Annotated in this window: 22 protein-coding genes and 1 pseudogene; 15 read left to right on the top strand and 8 right to left on the bottom strand. The window is 72.6% G+C overall.

The window, feature by feature from the left end:
- The first annotated feature begins 35 nt into the window (after positions 1-35).
- The 6 genes from xylB to ACIQU3_RS25350 all read left to right on the top strand — a co-directional run bounded on the left by xylB (position 36) and on the right by ACIQU3_RS25350 (position 6,588).
- Positions 36-1,481 (top strand): xylulokinase, encoded by a 1,446-nt coding sequence (gene xylB, locus ACIQU3_RS25375; RefSeq protein WP_403927860.1) that lies wholly within the window; start codon positions 36-38, stop codon positions 1,479-1,481.
- A 15-nt stretch (positions 1,482-1,496) separates the two neighbouring features.
- Positions 1,497-2,705: an ROK family protein gene (locus tag ACIQU3_RS25370; RefSeq protein WP_403927858.1), complete on the top strand. Its 1,209-nt coding sequence runs from the start codon at positions 1,497-1,499 to the stop codon at positions 2,703-2,705.
- Between the two features lie 226 nt (positions 2,706-2,931).
- Positions 2,932-3,531, top strand: coding sequence for an N-acetylmuramoyl-L-alanine amidase (locus ACIQU3_RS25365; protein ID WP_403738317.1), 600 nt, complete (start codon positions 2,932-2,934; stop codon positions 3,529-3,531).
- A gap of 117 nt (positions 3,532-3,648) precedes the next feature.
- Entirely contained in the window at positions 3,649-4,050 is a 402-nt protein-coding gene (locus ACIQU3_RS25360; protein WP_403738314.1) for a luciferase family protein, read from the top strand.
- Between the two features lie 3 nt (positions 4,051-4,053).
- On the top strand, positions 4,054-5,226 hold the full coding sequence (locus tag ACIQU3_RS25355; RefSeq protein WP_403738310.1) for a bifunctional class I SAM-dependent methyltransferase/NUDIX hydrolase: 1,173 nt from the start codon (positions 4,054-4,056) through the stop codon (positions 5,224-5,226).
- 129 nt (positions 5,227-5,355) lie between these two features.
- Positions 5,356-6,588 carry a phosphodiester glycosidase family protein gene (locus tag ACIQU3_RS25350; protein ID WP_403738305.1) on the top strand — a complete coding sequence of 411 codons (1,233 nt, stop codon included), beginning with the start codon at positions 5,356-5,358 and terminating at the stop codon, positions 6,586-6,588.
- Positions 6,589-6,590: 2 nt separating this feature from the next.
- On the opposite strand, the gene ACIQU3_RS25345 is transcribed toward ACIQU3_RS25350, so the two are convergent.
- The 6 genes from ACIQU3_RS25345 to ACIQU3_RS25320 form a co-directional block, all read right to left on the bottom strand.
- Positions 6,591-6,785 (bottom strand): hypothetical protein, encoded by a 195-nt coding sequence (locus tag ACIQU3_RS25345; protein WP_366712424.1) that lies wholly within the window; start codon positions 6,783-6,785, stop codon positions 6,591-6,593.
- 122 nt (positions 6,786-6,907) lie between these two features.
- The gene (locus ACIQU3_RS25340; RefSeq protein WP_403927856.1) at positions 6,908-7,771 is read right to left on the bottom strand and encodes a phosphatidylinositol-specific phospholipase C/glycerophosphodiester phosphodiesterase family protein; all 864 of its coding nucleotides are present in this window, start codon (positions 7,769-7,771) and stop codon (positions 6,908-6,910) included.
- Positions 7,772-7,976: 205 nt separating this feature from the next.
- The gene (locus ACIQU3_RS25335) at positions 7,977-9,077 is read right to left on the bottom strand and encodes an acyl-CoA dehydrogenase family protein (RefSeq protein WP_403927854.1); all 1,101 of its coding nucleotides are present in this window, start codon (positions 9,075-9,077) and stop codon (positions 7,977-7,979) included.
- Complete coding sequence (locus ACIQU3_RS25330) at positions 9,056-10,237, bottom strand: acyl-CoA dehydrogenase family protein (RefSeq protein WP_403927851.1); 1,182 nt, start codon at positions 10,235-10,237, stop codon at positions 9,056-9,058. The genes ACIQU3_RS25335 and ACIQU3_RS25330 overlap by 22 nt, the downstream gene beginning before the upstream one ends.
- Positions 10,234-11,199 (bottom strand): NADPH:quinone oxidoreductase family protein, encoded by a 966-nt coding sequence (locus ACIQU3_RS25325; RefSeq protein WP_403927848.1) that lies wholly within the window; start codon positions 11,197-11,199, stop codon positions 10,234-10,236. The genes ACIQU3_RS25330 and ACIQU3_RS25325 overlap by 4 nt, the downstream gene beginning before the upstream one ends.
- 107 nt (positions 11,200-11,306) lie before the next feature.
- On the bottom strand, positions 11,307-11,879 hold the full coding sequence (locus ACIQU3_RS25320; RefSeq protein ID WP_366712415.1) for an XRE family transcriptional regulator: 573 nt from the start codon (positions 11,877-11,879) through the stop codon (positions 11,307-11,309).
- Positions 11,880-11,956: 77 nt separating this feature from the next.
- Between ACIQU3_RS25320 and ACIQU3_RS25315 the strand changes: the two genes are divergently transcribed.
- The 8 genes and pseudogenes from ACIQU3_RS25315 to ACIQU3_RS25280 all read left to right on the top strand — a co-directional run bounded on the left by ACIQU3_RS25315 (position 11,957) and on the right by ACIQU3_RS25280 (position 18,520).
- Positions 11,957-12,892, top strand: coding sequence for an NAD(P)/FAD-dependent oxidoreductase (locus ACIQU3_RS25315; protein WP_403927846.1), 936 nt, complete (start codon positions 11,957-11,959; stop codon positions 12,890-12,892).
- Between the two features lie 29 nt (positions 12,893-12,921).
- Complete coding sequence (locus ACIQU3_RS25310; RefSeq protein WP_403738281.1) at positions 12,922-14,460, top strand: ATP-dependent DNA ligase; 1,539 nt, start codon at positions 12,922-12,924, stop codon at positions 14,458-14,460.
- Positions 14,457-14,918 (top strand): NUDIX domain-containing protein, encoded by a 462-nt coding sequence (locus ACIQU3_RS25305; RefSeq protein ID WP_403738278.1) that lies wholly within the window; start codon positions 14,457-14,459, stop codon positions 14,916-14,918. The genes ACIQU3_RS25310 and ACIQU3_RS25305 overlap by 4 nt, the downstream gene beginning before the upstream one ends.
- Positions 14,919-14,993: 75 nt before the next feature.
- Positions 14,994-16,379, top strand: coding sequence for an NADP-dependent succinic semialdehyde dehydrogenase (locus ACIQU3_RS25300; protein ID WP_403738276.1), 1,386 nt, complete (start codon positions 14,994-14,996; stop codon positions 16,377-16,379).
- A gap of 25 nt (positions 16,380-16,404) precedes the next feature.
- Positions 16,405-16,641 (top strand): DUF6213 family protein, encoded by a 237-nt coding sequence (locus tag ACIQU3_RS25295; protein ID WP_234749462.1) that lies wholly within the window; start codon positions 16,405-16,407, stop codon positions 16,639-16,641.
- A 143-nt stretch (positions 16,642-16,784) separates the two neighbouring features.
- Positions 16,785-17,849, top strand: a pseudogene (locus ACIQU3_RS25290) (type III polyketide synthase); the annotation flags it as partial.
- A gap of 1 nt (position 17,850) precedes the next feature.
- A complete protein-coding gene (locus tag ACIQU3_RS25285) occupies positions 17,851-17,991 on the top strand; it encodes a hypothetical protein (RefSeq protein WP_403738272.1) in 141 nt (46 codons plus the stop codon).
- A 7-nt stretch (positions 17,992-17,998) separates the two neighbouring features.
- Positions 17,999-18,520: a cupin domain-containing protein gene (locus ACIQU3_RS25280; protein ID WP_403738269.1), complete on the top strand. Its 522-nt coding sequence runs from the start codon at positions 17,999-18,001 to the stop codon at positions 18,518-18,520.
- On the opposite strand, the gene ACIQU3_RS25275 is transcribed toward ACIQU3_RS25280, so the two are convergent.
- A complete protein-coding gene (locus ACIQU3_RS25275; protein WP_403927844.1) occupies positions 18,517-19,743 on the bottom strand; it encodes an acyl-CoA dehydrogenase family protein in 1,227 nt (408 codons plus the stop codon). The two genes, ACIQU3_RS25280 and ACIQU3_RS25275, sit on opposite strands and share 4 nt — an antisense overlap.
- 172 nt (positions 19,744-19,915) lie before the next feature.
- Here ACIQU3_RS25275 and ACIQU3_RS25270 point away from each other — a divergent pair, with 172 nt between their 5' ends.
- Positions 19,916-20,560, top strand: coding sequence for a TetR family transcriptional regulator (locus ACIQU3_RS25270; protein WP_403738263.1), 645 nt, complete (start codon positions 19,916-19,918; stop codon positions 20,558-20,560).
- Between the two features lie 97 nt (positions 20,561-20,657).
- Here ACIQU3_RS25270 and def read toward each other — a convergent pair whose 3' ends face one another.
- On the bottom strand, positions 20,658-21,197 hold the full coding sequence (gene def / locus ACIQU3_RS25265; RefSeq protein ID WP_403738260.1) for a peptide deformylase: 540 nt from the start codon (positions 21,195-21,197) through the stop codon (positions 20,658-20,660).
- Between the last annotated feature and the right edge of the window lie 143 nt (positions 21,198-21,340).

Below are 21,340 nucleotides of genomic sequence, written 5' to 3'. Positions count from 1 at the left end.
GAGTCGCCCGCCCGCGCGCAGTAGGGAGAAGCCCGATGTCAGCAGCCGAGGGTCCGCTCGTCGTCGGTGTGGATTCGTCCACCCAGTCCACCAAGGCGCTGGTCGTCGACGCGTCCACCGGCCGGGTGGTCGCGAGCGGCCAGGCGCCGCACACGGTCTCCTCGGGGGCCGGCCGGGAGAGCGATCCGCGCGAGTGGTGGGACGCGCTGTGCGAGGCCCTGCGCCAGTGCGGGGAGGCGGCGCACGAGGCCGCAGCGGTGTCGGTCGGCGGGCAGCAGCACGGCCTCGTCACCCTGGACGGCCGGGGCGATCCGGTGCGGCCCGCCCTGCTGTGGAACGACGTGCGTTCGGCACCGCAGGCCCAACGGCTGACGGAGGAACTGGGGGGAGCGAAGGTCTGGGCCGAACGCACCGGAAGCGTCCCCGCCGCCTCCTTCACGGTCACCAAGTGGGCCTGGCTGACCGAGCACGAGCCCGAGGCCGTCCGGGCCACCAGGGCCGTGCGCCTCCCCCACGACTACCTCACCGAGCGACTCACCGGGCAGGGCACGACCGACCGCGGCGACGCCTCCGGGACGGGCTGGTGGGCGTCCCGGACGGAGTCCTACGACGAGGCGATCCTGGCGCACGTGGGGCTCGACCCGGCTCTGCTGCCGCGTGTGGTGCGGCCCGGCGAGATCGCGGGCACGGTGCGCGACAGCCACGATCTGCCGTTCTCCAAGGGCACTCTGGTCGCGCCCGGCACCGGCGACAACGCCGCCGCCGCGATGGGCCTCGGGGTGCGCCCCGGTGTTCCGGTCATGAGCCTCGGCACCTCCGGCACGGTGTACGCCGTCTCACGGCGACGGCCCGCCGATCCGAGCGGGACGGTGGCGGGTTTCGCCGACGCCCACGGCGACTGGCTGCCCCTGGCCTGCACCCTGAACTGCACCCTCGCCGTCGACCGCGTCGCGGCGCTGCTGGGGCTGGACCGCGAGGCCGTGAAGCCCGGCACGGCCGTGACGCTCCTGCCCTACCTGGACGGCGAACGCACCCCGAACCTGCCGAACGCCTCGGGCCTGCTGCACGGCCTGCGGCACGACACGACCGCCGGCCAGCTGCTGCAGGCCGCCTACGACGGTGCCGTGCACTCCCTGCTCGGGGCGCTGGGCCTGGTCCTCGACGGGGACGCGGACCCCTCGGAACCGCTGCTGCTGATCGGCGGTGGCGCCCGGGGCACCGCCTGGCAGCAGACCGTGCGGCGGCTCTCGGGCCGTCCGGTCCAGGTGCCCGAGGCCAGGGAACTGGTCGCGCTCGGCGCCGCCGCACAGGCCGCGGGGCTGCTGACCGGCGAGGATCCCGCGGCGGTCGCGCGCCGCTGGGACACGGCGGCCGGGCCGGTGCTCGAGGCCGTCGAGCGGGACGAGGAGACGCTGTCCAGGATCGCCGGGGTACTCTCCGACGCGGCTCCCCTGCTGGAGCGACCCACGGACACTCACTGAGGACTGGCGTCAGGCATGACCGCACCGCTGCACGAGGCTCGTCCCGCCGGGCCGGGAGCCGCACTGCCCGACACCCAGCAGGGCATGCGCCGCCGCAACCTCGCCCGCGTCCTGCACGCCGTCCGTGCGCAGGGGCCGCTGTCGCGGGCCGCCGTCGCCTCACGGATCGGCCTGACCCGGGCGGCGGTCTCGACGCTCGTCGACGAGCTCATCCGCTCCGGGCTCCTCGAAGAGCTCGGGCCCGAACGGCCCGGCCGGGTGGGCCGGCCCGGTTCCGCACTCGCCGTCAGCGCACGCGGTCCGGCCGGCATCGGCGCGGAGGTGGGTGTCGACCATCTCGCGGTGTGCGCGGTCGACCTGCGCGGCACGACCAGGGCGCGGGCGATACGGCAGGGAGCGAACCGCGGCCGCTCCCCTCGCCCCGTGCTCGCGGAGCTCACCGAGCTGATCCGGCAGGTCGTCGTCGAGGCGGAGGGTGAGGGCCTGTACCCGGCCGGACTCGCCGTGGCCGTGCCGGGGCTGGTGGCGCGTGACGCCCGGACGGTCGTGCGCGCCCCGAACCTCGGCTGGCACGACACCGACCTCGGCCCGCTGCTGCCGGCAGACACCCCGCTGACCGTGGACAACGAGGCCAACTTCGGTGCCCTCGCCGAACTCTGGCTGGGTGACGGCACCCCCCGCGACTTCCTGCACGTCTCCGCGGAGATCGGTATCGGCGCGGCGGTCGTGGTGGACGGCGGGCTGCTGCGCGGCACCCGCGGCTTCGCGGGTGAGTTGGGGCACGTGCCGGTCCGGCCGGACGGGCCGGAGTGCGCCTGCGGCGGAAGGGGCTGCCTGGAGCAGTACGCCGGTGAGGAGGCCGTGCTGCGAGCGGCCGGTCTGGAACCGGACGAGGACCGGGTCGGACTGCTCGCGGGCCGCGCCGCTGAGGGCGACGAGGACGTACGGCGGGCCCTGCGCGACGCGGGCACGGCACTCGGCGTGGCCCTGACCGGGGCGGTCAACCTGCTCGACCCGCAGAGCGTGGTCCTGGGCGGGGAACTGGCCGCGCTCGCGCCCTGGCTGCTGCCCTCGCTGCGGGACGAACTGGCGCAGCGCACGGCGGGCCCGGCGTGCCCCGTGTCCGTGTCACGGCTGGGCCCCGAGGGGCCCCTGCTGGGGGCAGCCCACTCGGTGGTCCGGGCGGTGCTGGACGACCCGGCAGCGTTCGCCGGGCAAGGCTGAACCGGCGCGGCCCCGACGGTCGCCGCCGGGGCTGCTCCCGCCCCGGCCACCCGGCCGGGTGAGGGAGTTGTCCACATCAGCGTGCCCGTCCACCGCTTCGTGCCGCTTTCTCCCAGCCGACCGGCGGGCGCCATAACGTGATCACGCGAGCCCGGACCGCGACGGCCGCAGCTCCGCGCAATTGAGCACGAGACACCCTCCAGCCGAGCCCGGAAGGCACACAGTCATGCGTCAGAACACCCTTCTCCCCAGCAGGCGAGGCATCCTTGCGGGCGCCGCCCTCACCGCCTTCCCCTCCGCCCTGCTCGCGGGCACCCGGGCCGAAGCGCGGCCCCGGAGCGTCGATCACCCCGGGGCGGCGTGGCGACCGGCGAGCCGCAGCAACTACACGCCGTCGAACCGGCCCCGCGCCCATCCGCCGCGCTACGTGGTCATCCACGTGGCGCAGACGACGTACGCCGGCACGCTGTCCGTCTTCCGCAACCCCGGGTCGAAGGTGTCCGCGCACTATGTGGTGCGTTCCTCCGACGGGCGCGTCGCGCAGTGCGTGCGCGAGTCCGACATCGCCTGGCACGCGGGCAACTGGGACTACAACACCCGCAGCATCGGCATCGAGCACGAAGGCTGGGTGGATCGGCCCGGGTACTTCACCGACGTGATGTACGAGCGGTCGGCCCGGCTGACCGCAGCGATCTGCCGGCGGTACGGCATCCCGAGGAATCGCGCGCACATCATCGGCCATCACGAGGTGCCGGGCAGCGACCACACCGACCCGGGCCGGCACTGGGACTGGAAGCGGTACCTCAGACTCGTCAAGTCCGCCTGAGGGCCACGCTCTTCAGGTCCCCCCGCGTGCCCGGCGGTCCCCTTGATCCACCTCACGTCCCGGTTACGAATCGCTCAACCTCTGGTTGCGGACCGGTGAGCAGGCGACGATGGGGCCATGACTCTGGCCCAGCGCGCCCTGGAGCGCCTGCAGGCCTGGCCCGACCTGATGGCGGGCCCGGCGAGTTGCGGCACCGGAAGAGCGCTCCGTTCCGTCCGTGACGAGATCGTCCACTTCCACTCCCCACGGGACGTGGACCTCCACCTCACCCGCCGGGCCATACAGCGCTTCCACTACGACCTCGCCGGTTCGAGCGCGATCCATCTGGTGCCCGGATCGTGCTGGGTGACGGTCCACCTCGACTGCGACGCGGACGTCGACCTGCTGCTGAGCCTGGTGAGCATCGCCCTCAAGGCCCATCAGACACCGCCCGCAGCCGACGACGACGGGCCGCGGCTCGCCGGGTGCAACTTCCACCGGGTCACGGTGCTGCCGCGTGACGCCGTGGCGGGCGGCTGAGCCTTGGGGGAAGCACCGGAGGCGGCCAACGCCGAGGCCTGGGACGCGTACGGGACACACCATCTGCGACGGGGCACGGAACTGCCCGAGGCGACGCGGATCGACTGGGGGTTCGAGGGCGGCGGGCCGGGGTGCGAGATCCTCGGGGAGCTGACGGGCCGGCGGGTGCTGGACCTCGGTTGCGGTCCGGCCCGGCACGCCGCTCATCTCGTCAGGGCCCACGGGGCGCTGGTGGACGCGGTCGACGCCTCCGCCGGGCAGTACGAACGAGCCCGTGCCCGCCACGGCTCGCTGCCCGGGCTGCGGCTGGTCCTCGCCGACGCGGTGGAGCACCTGCGCTCGGCGGAGCCGTACGACGTCGTCTACTCCGTCAACGCCGTTCCGTACGTCGATCCGCACCGGCTGCTGCCCGCCCTCGCCGGGGCGCTCCGGCCCGGTGGCACGCTCTGCTTCACCGTGCTGCACACCAACAGCCGGGGTGACGGGCCGTCGGACCGGGTCGCGGCCCGGCCGGAGATCCTGCGGCTGGCCGGCGGTGGTGTAGTCACGGTCCACATGTGGGTGCTCACCCCGGAGCTCTGGACGGAGCTGCTGACCGAATACGGGCTGCGCGTGGAGGGGATCGACGTCCTCGACACCCCGGAGGACGGCAACCTTGCCTCCTACCGGCTCTTCAGGGTCACCCGGTCCGTCCGGGTCTCCTCCCGGCCGCGGGTCGACAAGCCGCCGCTCCCGCACGCCGCGCTCGGAGCAGGCGCGATCGTGTTCGGACCACGGGGGCTGCTTCTGGGCCGGCACCGGCGAGGAACGTGGGAGCTGCCCGGCGGGACGGTGGAGCCCGGAGAGTCGTTGCAGGGGGCGGTGGTGCGCGAGCTCGGCGAGGAGACGGGTCTCACGGCGCGGCCCGAGGACGTCCGGCTGCTCGGGACGCTGCTGGACGACGCGGGCGGTGTCGTCCGTATGACCGTGGCCGCCCAGGTCACCGCCTGGCGGGGTGAGCCGTCGGACCAGCCCGGGGAGCGCGTGGGCCGCTGGCGGTGGTTCGCCCTGGACCGGCTGCCGGAGCAGCTGTTCGTGTGCAGCGCGCAGGCCCTCACCCTGTGGCGGCCCGGTCTGCCGATCGACCACGCCCCGGCGCACTCCACGCCGTTCGGCGCCGGAACGGGCGACCGCTGAAGCACCCGGACGGGTTGCGTATTTTCAGCCGTTCCCGCGTAGTGCGCGCTCAGCCGCCCTGCCGGACCCCGCGGTCTGGTGCACTGCCTCAGAGGATCCCGACATTTGACGAGGCATCAGGGGGGCGCGGTGACAGGTCGTCGCAGTCCAGGGAGAGCGGGCAGAGCGGTACTGGCGTTCCTCACGGCGTTCGGGGCACTGACCGGTGCGGCACTGGTCGGTGCGGCCCCGGCCGGCGCCGTCCAGAAGGGCGGACGGGTAGCTCCGGGGGTGACGTACGAGGAGTTCGACATCAAGGCGGCGAAGGGGGTGACGCACGCGCATGTGCTGAGGGTCGACCTCGGTAACCCGCGGGTACGGGTCGATCTGCTGTACCCGGGGGCCGTGGCCGCACGTGCGACGGTCTCGGCGATGGCGAACACCCAGGGCGCGGTCGCCGGTGTCAACGGTGACTTCTTCAACATCACCGAGACCCAGCACCCGGGCGTCGAGGCGACCGGAGCGAGCGTGGGTCCGGCGATCGCGTCCGGGCGGACGCTCAAGGCTGCCGTGCCGAACGGACAGCGTTTCGGGCCGGCGCTGCCGCCCGGCAGGACCACCGAGGACGTGTTCGGCGTCGGCGCCGACGGTCGGGCACGGCTGGACCGGCTGACGCTGGCCGGTTCGGTCCGTGCGGCCGGGACGCGGCTGCCGCTGGGCGGACTCAACCAGTACGCGCTGCCGGTGGGTTCGGTCGGTGCCTTCACCTCCGCGTGGGGCAGTGCGTCCCGGGTGCGCGCCACGTGCGGCACGGACACCGACCGCGCGGCCCCGTGCAGCACGGACACCTACGAGGTGACGGTCCGCCACGGCAAGGTCGTCTCGGCCGCCGACACCCCGGGCAGCGGGCCCGTCGCCGCGGGGACCACCGTGCTGGTCGGGCGGGAGGCGGGTGCACGGCAGCTGCGCAGGTTCGCCACCGGTGAGGCGGTCGGGGTCGAGCACCGTCTGGTGGCGGCGGACGGCGTCGCGTACCGGCTCGCCCTCGGCGGCTATCCGGTGCTCTCGGGCGGACAGCCGCTGCCGGGACTCGACAACACGACCTCGGCCGTTCGTACGGCCGTGGGGATCGCCGACGACGGGCGCTGCCTGCTGCTGCTCGCCCTGGACGGCGCCGCCGCCTACCGCAGCGGCATGACGATCGCCGAGGTCGCCGGCACGCTGCGGGACCTGGGTGCGCGGGACGCCTTCAGTCTGGACGGCGGCGGTTCGTCGACCCTGGTCGCGCGGAAGTTGGGCGCGAGCACCGTGTTCGTGCGCAACCACCCCAGCGGCGGTGCCGAACGGCCCGTGGCGAACGGCATCGGCGTGTTCTCGCGGTGATCTCAGGGCCGCAGGCCGCTGACGATCTCCGCGGTCGCGGTGAGCCCGCTGTTGATGGTGGGGGCGATGCTGGTGCTCGCCAGGGAGAAGCCGAGCAGCAGGCAGACCAGCGCGTGGGAGATCTTCAGTCCGCCGTTGCGCAGGAAGATCACCGCAAGGATCGTGAGCAGCAGCACCACAGAGATGGAAATGGCCATCGTCAACTCCTCCGCCACACCGCCACGTCCGGTTCACGGTGTTGGGCCGTAAGTGTGGCGTAGCGGAGGGTTCGTCCGGGCGACTGACCTGTCCGCCGAACGTGTGGTGTCCCGCTGCCGTGCTATGCGGTCCGACGGGCGTCGAGGAACGCCTCCAGGCCGGCGAGGTCGTCGGTGTTGAGGTGGTCGACTCCGGCGGCGAGGAGTTCACCCCACAGCGCGTCGCGGGCGGGCCCCGGCAGGTCGGGGGTGGCCCAGAACCGCACCCTCTGTCCGCGGGCGTGGGCGGCCCGGACGATGCCCCGCAGCTTCCGCCGCTCCCCGTCGGGGAAGGGGCCGATGCCCTGCCAGGTGAAGTTGAGGAACCAGTTGTCGCTGATCAGCGGGATGAACGAGGCGGGTGCCGGGCCGCCGAGGTCGGCGAGACGGCCGTCGTAGAAGGCGCGCCGGACGGTCTGGGCCTCCATGGGCGCGCGGGCGGCGCGATCGCCGGAGACGACTGCGGTGACCGGACCGCGGACGACGCAGCCGCGTGCGCAGGTGGTGAACAGGTGGCGGTATTGCCGGAGGTGGCGGTCGAGTTCGCGGTAGGTCGCGGCGCCCTCCGTCTTGATGTCGATGAGCAGTTGCAGTGAGCCGCGGCGCCCCCGGTACACCGAGCCGTGGTGGGCACGGACGCGGGCGGCGAGCGGGTCGAGATAGAGGGACTCCAGGGTGCGGGACGGGTCGAGATCCTGGGGGTCGTGGGCGACGAGGAGCCGGTCGCCCACGAGGTGGATGTCGGCCTCGACGCTGCCGAAACGGTGGTCGAGGGCGTCGAACAGCGGGCGTGGGTGCTCGTAGTCGTTGTGGGCGTGGGCGCGCCACAACGGGCGGGGCCGGTGGGTGCGTTCGCCGGCCGTCGCGGGTGCGGCGGGGAGGGCGATCGAGCCCGCGAGGGCCGCGCCGAGGGTGGTGAGGGCCGTGCGACGGGTGGTGAGGGCCATGCTCCGCCTCCCTGGAGATGCCGTACGGGAACCCTGCGAGTATGGGTCCGAACGGGCTCAAGAGGCAGGGCCGGGAGGGGAGTTGGCCGGACTGCCGCCCCGCGTTCACTTCACCGGCCGGGGCGCACGGAAAGGACCCGCCCCTGCTGGGACGGGCCCTTTCCGGGGTTTCCCGGTGCGGCTCCCGGAGTTGACGGGACGGACGTCAGGGGGCTGGGAGGTCGACCAGTGCGGCCACGGCCTCCCGGTGGGCGCCGGGCGTGCCGTAGGCGATCGAGTCGGCCTTCGCACGCTTGAGGTAGAGGTGCGCGGGGTGCTCCCAGGTCATGCCGATGCCGGCGTGCAGTTGCACCGCCTCCTCTGCGGCGTGCACGGCGACCGGTGCCGCGTACGCCTGGGCGACGGTGACGGCCACGTCGACGTCCTCGCCCTTGGCCAGGGCGTCGGCTGCGTTACGGGCGGCCGCGCGGGTGTTGACGACCTCCAGCCACAGCTGGGCCAGCCGGTGCTTGACGGCCTGGAACCCGCCGACGGGCCGGTTGAACTGCTTGCGTTCCTTCAGGTAGCGGACGGTCTCCGTCAGCGTCCACTCGGCCAGGCCGAACTGCTCGGAGGCGAGCAGCCCGGCCCCGGCGCGCAGGGCGCGGCGTACGGCGGGTTCGGCGTCGCCCAGCAGCCTGCCCTGCGCACCGTCGAGAGTGACGGTGGCGAGCGGCCGGGTCAGGTCCAGGGAGGTCTGGGGCGTGACGGTCGCGGCCCCGGCGTCGACCGCGTACAGACCGCCGTCGTCGGCCGGCACGAGCAGGACGTCCGCCGCGGCCGCGTCCGCGATGCCGGTGAGTTCGCCGTGCAGCAGGCCGTCCTCGTGCCGGACGGCCTGGTAGGCGGCGCCCGGCGCGACGTTGAGGGCCACCGCGAGGGTGCCGATGGCCGTCCCGGCCGCGAGCGCGCGCAGCAGGTCGTCGGCGTCGCAGGCCAGCAGCGCCTCGGTGGCGACGACCGCGCTCGTCAGGTACGGCACGGGGGCGACCGCGCGTCCCAGTTCCTCCAGCACCACGGCGGCTTCGCGGTGGGTGGCGCCCTGGCCGTCGAGTTCCTCGGGCACCAGCAGACCGGCGAGGCCCATGCCGTCGGTGAGGGCCTTCCACAGGGCCAGGTGGTGGGGGGTGTCCGACTCGGTGCGGGCGATGACGCCGGGTGCGTCGCAGTGGTCGGTGAGCAGGTCGCGGACGGCGGCGCGCAGCGCGTCTTCCTCTTCCGAGTACAACAGGTCTCGCTCGTTCTTCACCGGGCCAGGTCCTTCCATGCGACGTCCTTGTCGGTGCGCGGCTCGGCGGGCAGGCCGAGGACCCGCTCGGCGACGATGTTCAGCAGGACCTCGCTGGTCCCGCCCTCGATGCTGTTGCCCTTGGAGCGCAGATAGCGGTAGCCGGCGTCGCGGCCGGTGAAGTCGACGAGTTCCGGGCGCCGCATGGTCCAGTCGTCGTACAGCAGGCCCTCCTCGCCGAGGAGTTCCACCTCCAGGCCGCTGATCTCCTGGTTGAGGCGGGCGAAGGCCAGCTTCATGCCGGCGCCCTCGGGGCCGGGCTGGCCGGCGACGAGCTGCTGGCGCAGCCGCTCCGCGGTGAGGCGGGACACCTCGGACTCCACCCAGAGCTTCAGCAGCCGCTGGTGCAGGTCGTGGGTGCGCAGTTCGGGCCGTTCGCGCCAGGTCTTCGAGACCGGGCCGATCATGCCACCCTCGCGGGGCAGCCGCATGCCGCCGATGGCCACGCGCTCGTTGTTCAGGGTGGTCTGCGCGACCTTCCAGCCCTCGCCGACCGCACCGAGGCGCCGCGCATCCGGGATGCGGACGTCGGTGAGGAACACCTCGTTGAACTCGGCCTCTCCGGTGATCTGCCGCAGCGGCCGTACCTCTACGCCGGGGTCGGTCATGTCGCACACGAAGTAGGTGATGCCCCGGTGCTTGGGCACCTCCGGGTCGGTGCGGGCGATCAGGATCGCCCAGCGGGCCACGTGGGCGCTGGACGTCCAGACCTTCTGCCCGTTGACCAGCCAGCCGTCGCCCTCACGCACGGCCCGGGTGCCCAGCGCGGCGAGGTCGGACCCGGCGCCCGGCTCGCTGAACAGCTGGCACCAGACCTCCTCGCCCGTCCACAGCGGCCGGAGGTAGCGCCGCTTCTGCTCCTCGGTGCCGTACTGCAGGATCGTCGGGGCGGCCATGCCGAGGCCGATGCCGATGCGCCGTGGGTCGTTGTCGGGCGCCCCTGCGGCCTCCAACTCGGCGTCCACGACCGCCTGGAGGGAGCGCGGGACGCCGAGTCCGCCGAGGCCCTCGGGGTAGTGCACCCAGGCGAGCCCGGCGTCGAAGCGGGCCCGCAGGAAGTCCAGCCGGTCCGTGGAGGCCGGCGGGTGGGCGGCCAGCAACTCGCGGGTGCGGCGGCGCAGCTCGTCGGTGCCGGTCATGCTGCCTCCTCCATGACGACCGCGACCCGGCCGGTGCTCAGACCGTCCGCCACCTTCTGCACGGCGGCGGCCGCCGAGCCGAGCGGCACGCGCTCGCTGACCAGTGGCTTGATCGCGCCCCGGGCGGCCAGTTCGGTGAGCTGCTCGTGGCAGTGCTGGACCAGCTTGGGGTTCTTGGTGTTGTACAGGCCCCAGTGGAGCCCCAGGATCGAGTAGTTCTTCACCAGGGCGTGGTTCAGGCCCGGGCTGGGGATGGTGCCGCTGGCGAAGCCGACGACCACGATGCGTCCCTCGAAGGCGACGACCTTGGTGGACTGGGTGTAGGCCTCGCCGCCGACCGGGTCGTAGATCACGTCGGCGCCCCGGCCGCCGGTGGCCTCCTTGACGGCGGCGACGACGTCCTCGGAGCGCCGGTCGATCACGACGTCGCAGCCCAGCTCGCGGGCGACGGCCGCCTTCCCGGGGCCGCCGACGACACCGATGACGGTGGCGCCGGCGGCCTTCCCGAGCTGCACGGCCGCGCTGCCGACCCCTCCAGCGGCAGCGTGGACGAGCAGGGTCTCGCCGGCCTCCAGGCGGGCCCGGCGGTGCAGACCGAACCAGCCGGTCTGGTAGCCGATGTGCAGGGCCGCGGCCTCGGCGTCGTCGAGGGCGTCCGGCGCGGGCAGCAGCGCGGCGGCGTCCGCCACGGCGTACTCGGCGAAGCCGCCGTGCGGCAGGGCAGGGTTGGCGATCACGCGGCGGCCGTCCTCGGTCTCGCCGCAGATCTCCACGCCCGGCGTGAACGGCAGCGGGGGCCTGACCTGGTACTGGCCGCGGCACAGCAGGGCGTCCGGGAAGTTGATGTTGGCCGCTCGCACCTTCAGCAGGACCTGGCCGTCACCGGGCGTGGGCGGCTGAACGTCCTCGAGCCGCATCACCTCGCCCGGCTCGCCGTTCTCGTGCACTTGCCATGCCTGCATGCGGGGCCTCCACGGGGGACTGCTTCGTCTGACCGGGGTCGGTTCGCATACTAAGCGGTCGCTTGCCGATCAGGGAACCGTCTCCGGGCAAAGTCCCGCCGAGTACGTCACGCGCCCTTCGGCCGCGCCCGCACGTGCATCCGCTCGCCCTGCGGTCCGAACAGGCTCAGGAACTCCACCGGCCCCTCCCCCGTCGACCCGAACCAGTGCGGTACCCGGGTGTCGAACTCCGCGGCCTCCCCCGCCGTGAGCACCACGTCGTGCTCGCCCAGCACCAGGCGCAGCCTTCCGGACAGCACGTACAGCCACTCGTAGCCCTCGTGGGTCCGGAGGTCCGGCTCCTGTCTGCGCTTCGGTTCGAGGACCTTGTAGGCCTGCAGGCCGCCGGGCTGACGGGTGAGCGGCCAGTGGGTCCGCCCGCCCATCACGATCGGCTTGGACCGCACGCGCGGATCACCGGCCGACGGGGCGCCGACCAGCTCGTCCAGCGCCACCCGGTGGGCGCGCGCGATGGGCAGCAGCAGTTCGAGACTGGGTTTACGCAGGCCGGACTCCAGCCGCGAGAGGGTGCTGACGGAGATGCCGGTGGTCTCGGAGAGCGCCGCCAGGGTCACCTCCCGGTCCTTTCGCATCTGCCGCAGCCGGGGGCCGACCCCCGCGAGTACCTCGTCCGTCGTCATGGTCGTATTGCAGGATCGGCAAAGTCGTTTGTCAATCCCGCAGGGCCGGGGCGACGCTCGGCAGCGGAGGTGGTCACATGACCGAGAAGTACGCAGTGGTCGTCGTCGGCGGGGGCGCGGCGGGTCTGTCCGCGGCGCTGGTGCTGGGGCGGGCCCGGCACCGCACGCTGGTCGTGGACGCGGGTGAGCCGCGCAACGCGCCCGCCGCGCACATGCAGGGCTATCTGACACGGGACGGCATGCCGCCCGCCGAGTTCCTGGAGGCGGGCCGGGAGGAGATCGCCCGCTACGGCGTGGAGCTCGTGCGGGACCGGGTGGTGGGGTTGGAGAAGGACGGAGACGGGGACTTCACGGCGGTGCTGGCCGGCGGGCGGACCGTGCGAGCGCGGCGGCTGGTCGTCGCGACCGGGCTGCGGGACGAGCTGCCCCCGGTCGACGGGGTCGCCGAGCGGTTCGGCCGGGACGTGCTGCACTGCCCGTTCTGCCACGGCTGGGAGGTGCGCGACCGGCCGTTCGGAGTGCTGGCCACCGGTGCGGCGAGTGTGCACCAGGCGCTGATGGTGTCCCAGTGGTCGAAGGACGTGCGGTTCTTCCTGCACACCGTCGCGGAGGAGGAGCTGTCCGACGAGGATCTGCGCCGGCTCGCCGCGGCGGGGGTGGAGGTGGTGCCCGGGGAGGTCGCCGGGCTGGTGGTCGAGGACGACCGGCTCACCGGTGTCCGGCTCGCCGACGGTACGACGCACCCCCGCTCCGTACTGTTCCTCGCCCCGCGGGCCGTTCCGCGGACCGGCCTGCTGGAGCGGCTGGGCGCCGAGCTGCACGAGACGCCGTTCGGCGCGTACCCGGTGGTCGATCCGACCGGGCTGACGACCGTGCCGGGCGTGTGGGCCGCGGGCAACGCGATCGGCTTCGCCGAGCAGGTGGTGCACGCGGCGAGCGGCGGCTACCGGGCGGCGTCGGCGATCGTCGGGGACCTGCTGATGACCGATCTCGACACGGCCGCCGGGGTGTAGACGCACCGCCTCCGGTGCACCATGGCTGCATGCTGCTGCACCGGCTGGCCCGCGTGTCCCGGGAGGTCGCCGCCACCTCGGCGCGGTCCCGCAAGACGGCTCTGCTCGCGGAGCTCTTCCGGGACGCCGAGGCGGAAGACGTGCCGATCGTCATCCCGTACCTGGCGGGACGACTGCCCCAGGGCCGGATCGGCGTCGGCTGGAAGGTGCTGAGCCGCCCGGTCGCCCCGGCGGCGGAGCCGGGCCTGACCGTGCGGGAGGTCGATGCCCGGCTGGCCGAACTCGCCAAGGTGTCCGGCCCCGGCTCACAGGCGGAACGGACCCGGCTGGTCGGCGCGTTGATGGGAGCTGCCACCGAGGACGAGCAGCGGTTCCTGCTCGGGCTGCTCACCGGCGAGGTCCGCCAGGGCGCCCTGGACGCGGTGGCGGTGGAAGGGCTGGCGCAGGCGACCGGGGCACCGCCGGCGGACGTGCGGCGGGCCGTGATGCTCGCGGGTTCCCTCCAGGCGGTCGCCGAGGCGCTGCTCGCGGACGGCCCCGCCGCCCTGGAACGTTTCCGTCTGACCGTCGGCCGCCCGGTGCTGCCGATGCTGGCGCACAGCGCCACCTCGGTGGCCGAGGCGGTGGACAAGCTGGGCGCCTGCGCGGTCGAGGAGAAGCTTGACGGCATCCGCGTCCAGGTGCACCGGGACGGCGGCACCGTGCGGCTCTACACCCGCACCCTCGACGACATCACCGACCGTCTGCCCGAAGTGACCGGCGCCGTGCTGGAGTTGCGGGGCGAGCGGTTCATCCTGGACGGTGAGGTGATCTCGTTCGACGAGGGCGGGCGCCCCCGGTCGTTCCAGGAGACCGCCGGCCGCGTCGGCTCCCGCACGGACGTACGGACGGCCGCCCGCGCGGTGCCGGTCTCCCCCGTCTTCTTCGACGCGCTGTCCGTCGACGGCCATGACCTGCTGGACCTGCCCTTCGCCGAGCGGCACGCCGAACTGGCCCGGCTGGTGCCCGAGCCGATGCGGGTGCGGCGCACGCTCGTGTCAGGGCCCGGGGACACGCCCACGGCGGAGGAGTTCCTCGCCGAGACGCTGAAACGCGGCCACGAAGGTGTCGTCGCCAAGGCGCTCGATGCCCCCTACAGCGCGGGCCGGCGCGGGGCCTCCTGGCTGAAGGTGAAGCCCGTCCACACCCTCGACCTGGTCGTCCTGGCCGCCGAATGGGGGCACGGCCGCCGCACCGGCAAGCTGTCCAATCTCCACCTGGGCGCCCGCACCGCCGACGGTGGCCTCGCCATGCTCGGCAAGACCTTCAAGGGCATGACCGACGCGATGCTCACCTGGCAGACCGAACGCCTCCAGCAGCTCGCCGTCGAGACCGACGACCACGTGGTGAGGGTCCGCCCGGAACTCGTCGTCGAGATCGCCTACGACGGCCTGCAGCGCTCCACGCGTTACCCGGCCGGTGTCACGCTCCGCTTCGCCCGGGTGGTCCGCTACCGGGAGGACAAACGCCCCGAGGACGCCGACACGGTCGAGACGCTGCTCGCCGCGCACCCGGAGGTGAGGCCGTGAAGCGCAGCGCCGGCCTGCTGCTCTTCCGCACCGCCGACGGCGGCGTCGAAGTGCTGCTCGGCCATATGGGCGGCCCTTTCTTCGCCCGCCGCGACGCAGGGGCGTGGACGGTGGTCAAGGGCGAGTACGAGCCGGACGAGCCCGCCTGGGATGCCGCCCGCCGCGAGTTCGAGGAGGAGCTCGGACTGCCCCCGCCGGACGGCGAGCCCATCGATCTCGGCGAGGTCCGGCAGACCAACGGCAAGATCGTCACGGCCTGGGCGGTCCGGGCCGACCTCGACCCGGCGACCGTCACACCGGGCACCTTCCGCATGGAGTGGCCGCCGAAGTCCGGACGGCTCCAGGAGTTCCCCGAAGTGGACCGGGTGGCCTGGTTCGGCCTCGACGGGGCCCGCGCGGTGATCGTCAAGGCACAGGCGGCGTTTCTCGACCGGCTGGCGGAGCACTCGCTCCGATGAGGAGACACTCCCGCGTTGCGGTCCCCTCCGCCGCGCGGGAAGGTCGAGACACACCCGCTCCGAGGGAGGTCGGCCATGCCCATCGCAACGGTGAACCCGGCGAACGGCGAGACGCTCAAGACGTACGAGGCCATGGACGAGCAGGAGATCGAGCGCCGGCTCCAGCTCGCGGAGGCCACGTTCCGCACGTACCGGACGACGGCCTTCGACGAGCGGGCCCGGCTGCTGCACCGGGCCGCCGACCTCCTCGAGGAGGACCAGCAGGACATCGCCCGGGTGATGACCACCGAGATGGGCAAGCCGATCCAGCAGGCCCGGGCCGAGGCCGCGAAGTGTGCCAAGGCGATGCGCTGGTACGCCGACCACGCCCAGGAACTGCTCGCCGACGAGGAACCCGCCGACTCCGACGTGAAGGACTCCGGCGCCTCCCGCGTGCGGGTGCGCTACCGGCCCCTCGGCCCGGTGCTCGCGGTGATGCCGTGGAACTTCCCGCTGTGGCAGGTGGTCCGGTTCGCCGCGCCGGCACTGATGGCGGGCAACGTGGGCCTGCTCAAGCATGCCTCGAACGTCCCGCAGACCGCCCTTTACCTGGAGGACCTCTTCCACCGCGCGGGCTTCACCGAGGGCACCTTCCAGACCCTGCTGATCGCGTCCGCCGCGGTCGACGAGATCCTCCGCGACGAGCGCGTCAAGGCCGCCACGCTCACCGGCAGCGAGCCCGCGGGCCGCGCGGTCGCCTCCACCGCCGGAGAGATGATCAAGAAGACGGTGCTGGAACTGGGCGGCAGCGACCCGTTCGTCGTCATGCCCTCCGCCGACCTCGACCGGGCGGCGAAGGTCGCCGTGACCGCCCGGGTGCAGAACACCGGGCAATCCTGCATCGCCGCGAAACGGTTCATCGTGCACACGGACGTCTACGACGCCTTCGCCGAGCGGTTCGCCGAGGGCATGAAAGCGCTGAAGGTCGGGGACCCTCTGGCCGACGACACCGAGGTCGGGCCGCTCTCCAGCGAGCAGGGGCTGCGTGACCTGGAGGAACTGGTCGACGACGCGGTGCGCAGCGGCGCACAGGTGCTGTGCGGTGGCGAACGGCCGGACGGGCCCGGGTGGTACTACACGCCGACGATCCTCGCCGGCATCACCCGCGAGATGCGGATCCACCGGGAGGAGGCCTTCGGGCCGGTCGCCACCCTCTACCGGGCGGCCGACCTGGACGAGGCCGTGCTGATCGCGAACGACTCGCCGTTCGGGCTGAGTTCTAACGTGTGGACGCGCGACGACGCGGAGGTCGACCGCTTCGTCCGGGACCTCGAGGCCGGCGGGGTGTTCTTCAACGGCATGACGGCGTCCCACCCGGCGTTCCCGTTCGGCGGCGTGAAGCGGTCCGGCTACGGGCGTGAGCTGTCCGGGCACGGAATCCGCGAGTTCTGCAACATCACCACTGTTTGGCATGGTGCGTGAGTGTTGCGGGGCTACGATCCCGTCTGTGAACCGCGAAGTGACTCTGCCTCTGATCGTCGACGACCGCGGGACCCTGCAGGTGACTGCGGCGGATGTCAGCAAGCTCTTGCGGACGGTGGGAGGCCGATGGGTGCGGCTCGTGGAGGGCGGGGAATCGGGCCTGGACGAGGACACGGTCGCCGAGTTGGCCATCGAGCTGGCGAAGCTGGCCGACCGGATCGACGTGGCCTGCATCGCGCACAGCAGCGGGACCGCGACCTGAGTTCGGAACGCGGCGTCCCCGGTACGGAGTAGCTCCGCGCGAAGTCGGCGTACCGGCGGGTGATCGTAAGTGGACCACCCCTTGAGGTGACCCACTTCTGACCGGGGGGCTCAGGGCCTTCCGGGCGGCGAAAGCAGGCGCGGCTCATGGCGACTTTGTGCAGACCCTCGGTGTCCGTTCCGGAGCACGTGATCACGATGGAGGAGACCCTGGAGCTGGCGCGCGAGCGTCACGCCGGGCACCCTCAACTGCCGCTGGCCCTGCGTCTGATCGAGAATACCGGGGTGCGCACGCGGCACATCGTGCAGCCCGTCGAGGAGACGCTGAGGCACCCCGGGTTCGAGGACCGCAACAAACTGTACGAGGCCGAGGCGAAGGCCCGGGTGCCCGCCGTCGTCCAGCGGGCGCTCGACGACGCCGAGCTGCTCACCACCGAAGTGGACCTGATCGTCTACGTGTCGTGCACGGGATTCATGATGCCCTCGCTCACGGCCTGGCTGATCAACGAGATGGGCTTCGAGTCGACGACCCGGCAGCTGCCGATGGCCCAGCTCGGCTGTGCGGGCGGCGGCGCGGCGGTGAACCGGGCCCACGACTTCTGCACGGCCTATCCGGAGGCCAACGCGCTGATCGTGGCGTGCGAGTTCTGCTCGCTGTGCTACCAGCCCACCGATGTCGGCGTCGGCTCGTTGCTGTCGAACGGTCTGTTCGGCGACGGCGTCGCCGCCGCGGTGGTCCGCGGCCGTGGCGGCGAGGGCGTGCGGCTGGAGCGCAACGGCTCGTACCTGATCCCCAAGACCGAGGACTGGATCACGTACGACGTGAAGGCGACCGGTTTCCACTTCCTGCTGGACAAGCGGGTCCCAGGGACGATGGAGCCGCTCGCACCGGTGCTGAAGGACCTCGCCGGGGACCACGGGTGGGACGCCTCCGACCTGGACTTCTACATCGTCCACGCGGGCGGCCCCCGTATCCTCGACGACCTCAGCAGCTTTCTGCGGGTCGAGCCGCACGCCTTCCGGTTCAGCCGGGCCACCCTCACCGAGTACGGCAACATCGCCAGCGCGGTCGTCCTGGACGCGTTGCGCCGGCTGTTCGACGAGGGCGGCGCGGAGCAGGGGGCGCGCGGACTGCTCGCCGGGTTCGGGCCCGGCATCACCGCCGAGATGGCCCTGGGCCGCTGGCACAGCGCCGACCGGACGCGGTGACATGGGCGACGAGACGATCACCGAAAGCCCGCCCCCGGTCCGAGCCCCGCGGCTGCGGCGCGCCGTCGCCGCCGCTTTCACGGCGCCCGGGGTGGAGCGGGTGCGCGAGCGGGCCCGGTCTGCCCTGCCCGTGACCCGGTGAGCCGGTGATGACCGCGACGGAAGGGCTGTTCGTCCCACCCGGCCACGGCCGGACCATGGAGACCTCCGCCCAGCGTGTCACCTTCAAGGTGACCGGCACGCACTCCCGGACGGCCTCCACCTTCGAGGTGGTCGTGCCCCCGGGTTTCGACGTCGGCGCCCATGTGCACACCCGCAGCGAGGAGTTGTTCTACGTGCTCGAGGGCGAGCTGGACGTCCTCGCCTTCGAGCCCCGCATCCGCACGCCCGACCACTGGCAGAAGTGGGAGTCCCCCGCGGGCAACCGGGTGGTCCGGGCGACCCCGGGGACGGTGATCGTCGTGCCCCCGGGATGCCCGCACGCGTTCGCCAACCCGACCGACACACCGGCGAAGATGTTCTTCCAGGCGAGCCCGCCGCCCGACCACGAGCGGTACTTCGAGGAACTGCTGGAGATCCTCGCCGGCGGGGGCCCGCCGGACCAGGCGGCGATCGGGGAACTACGGGCGCGCTACGACATCGAGCAGCTGACGCCGCTCAGGCACCGTTAACGGATCGGCACACCGCCGAGGGTCCGGGCGATGACCAGCCGCTGGATCTCGCTCGTGCCCTCGAAGATGGTGTAGATGGCCGCGTCCCGGTGCATCCGCTCCACGGGGTACTCCCGTGTGTAGCCGTTGCCGCCGAGGATCTGGATCGCCTGGGCCGTGACCTTCTTGGCCGTCTCGCTGGCGAACAGCTTGGACATCGAACCCTCGGCGGCCGTGAACGGCTTGCCGTTGACCGCCATCCAGGAGGCGCGCCACACCAGCAGCCGGGCCGCGTCGATGGAGGTGCGCATGTCCGCGAGCTGGAAGGCGACGCCCTGGTTGTCGATGATCGGCCGGCCGAACTGCTCGCGCGTCCTCGCGTAGTCGAGGGCGACCTCGTAGGCGGCGCGGGCGGTGCCCACCGCCATGGCTCCGACCGCGGGCCGGGACGCCTCGAAGGTGGCCATCGCCGCGTTCTTCACCCGCTCCCCGCCCTGCTTGGCCCTCTCCCGCGCCCGGGCCAGCCGCTCGTCCAGCTTCTCCTTGCCGCCGAGCAGGCAGGAGCCGGGAACGCGCACGTTGTCGAGGATGACCTCGGCGGTGTGCGAGGCGCGGATGCCGTGCTTCTTGAACTTCTGGCCCTGGGACAGCCCCGGCGTCCCCGGCGGGACGATGAACGAGGCGTGCCCCTTGGAACCGAGCTCGGCGTCGACGACCGCGACGACCACGTGGACGTTGGCGATACCGCCGTTGGTCGCCCAGGTCTTGGTGCCGTTGAGCACCCACTCGTCCTTGGCCTCGTCGTACACGGCCCGGGTGCGCATGGAGGCCACGTCGGAGCCGGCGTCGGGTTCGGAGGAGCAGAAGGCGGCGACCTTGACGTCGCCTGCGTCGCCGTACATCTGGGGGATCCAGGTGCCGATCTGCTCCTCGGTGCCGTTGGCGAGGACGCCGACGGCGGCGAGGCCGGTGCCGACGATGGACAGGGCTATGCCGGCGTCGCCCCAGAACAGCTCCTCCATCGCCATGGGGATGCCGAGACCGGTCGGGTCGAAGTACTGCTGGGCATAGAAGTCCAGCGAGTAGATGCCGACCTTCGCGGCCTCCTGGATGACCGGCCAGGGAGTCTCCTCACGCTCGTCCCATTCGGCGGCCGCGGGGCGGATGACGTCGGCCGCGAAGCCGTGCAGCCAGTCCCGGACCTCCTTCTGTTCGTCGTTGAGCTCCATGGTGAACTCGGCCATGTCGTCCCCTCCAGCGGCACACGTGCATGTTACTTGCGGTAACAGCAGTCTGTTACCGGTGGGTAGTCGAAGTCAACTCCTACCGACCGGTCGGCACCCGTTCGGTGTCGGGGGCACGCTTCAGTGTTAGTTTTCGCAGGCGTCATGGAAACAGCACGGGTGGGGAGAGACCATGGACACCACGCAGCGGACCGATCAGCAACGGTCCGCCGACCGCCGCCGGCGTGAGCTGCTGGAGGCTGCCGACCGGGTGGTGCTGCGCGACGGCCCGCAGGCCTCGATGAACGCGATCGCGGCGGAGGCCGGCATCACCAAGCCGATTCTCTACCGGCACTTCGGCGACAAGGGCGGACTGTACGCCGCTCTCGCCATGCGGCACACGGACGCCCTGCTGGACTCGCTGCGGGCGGCACTCGACGCGCCGGCGGACCGCCGGGAGCGGGTCGAAGCCACGCTGGACACCTACCTCGCGGCGATCGAGGCGCGGCCCCAGGTGTACCGGTTCCTGATGCACCCGGCGGAGGGCGGCGGGCCCGGGGACCAGGGGTTCGACGTCGGCAAGCACAGCGCGCCGCTGCTGCGGCGGATGGGCGAGGAGCTGGCGCAGGTCATCGAGGAGCGGCTGGACCTCGGGCCGGGCGGGCAGCAGCTGGCCAGGGTGTGGGGCCACGGGATCGTCGGCATGATGCATGCGGCCGGCGACTGGTGGCTGGGGGAACGGCCCTGTTCCCGTGCGGAGTTGGTACGGAGTCTGGCCGATCTGCTGTGGGGGCGGCTCGCCGCGGTCGGGGACCGGGTGGGTGGCCCGGGGTTCTGACGGCCGCGTGCCGTCGGCGGGGCCGTGGGGGTCGTACACCCCCACGCGGCGGGGCCGCATGCCGAACGCAGCCCCGCGCCCCTGAGGTACGAACGATTCAGGTGTTCCAGGAGGCCCGGGCCACCTGGCGCATCAGTCTGCGACGGCGCCAGCCGGTCAGGTGGTCCGCGTAGACGCGGCCCTCCAGGTGGTCGCACTCGTGCTGGAGGCAGCGGGCGAAGAAACCCGTGCCGTGGACGGTGACGGGTTCTCCCGTCACCGTGAAGCCTTCGACGACCGCGTGGTCGTGGCGTTCCGTGCCCGCTTCCAGGCCCGGGAGGGACAGGCAGCCCTCGGGACCCCGGATCACGACGCCGTCCGCCTCGGTCAGACGAGGGTTGACCACATGGCCCACATGGCGGACCTCCTCGTCGTCCGGGCAGTCGTAGACGAAGACCCGGAGCGGTTCGCCGACCTGGTTGGCGGCGAGGCCGACGCCCTGGGCGGCGTACATCGTCGCGAACAAGTCCTCGACAAGCCGCGCCAGTTCGGGGCCGAAGTCGGTGACCTCCGCGCAGGGCGAGTGCAGGAGCGGGTCGCCGTGCAGAGTGAGGGGTCTCACGCGGCCGTGGGCGCCGGGGATGGAGCTGTGTCGCATGGCGGCAAGAGTAAGGTCCTGTCGGTCCGCGTCTCCCACACGAGTTCGCCACAGTGCCACGGTTCGGGAGTGCGAATGGATCTCGATAGGCTGAGCTCCACATCACGTGGCCGTCAGGCTTGAAGGCGCGGCGCGTACGCAAG

Origin of the sequence: Streptomyces sp. NPDC101110, assembly GCF_044759525.1 — a bacterium.
In the GTDB taxonomy this organism is placed as follows: domain Bacteria; phylum Actinomycetota; class Actinomycetes; order Streptomycetales; family Streptomycetaceae; genus Streptomyces.
The sequence above is the reverse complement of the archived record's forward strand: the minus strand, read 5'-3'. Positions and strand labels throughout refer to the sequence as shown.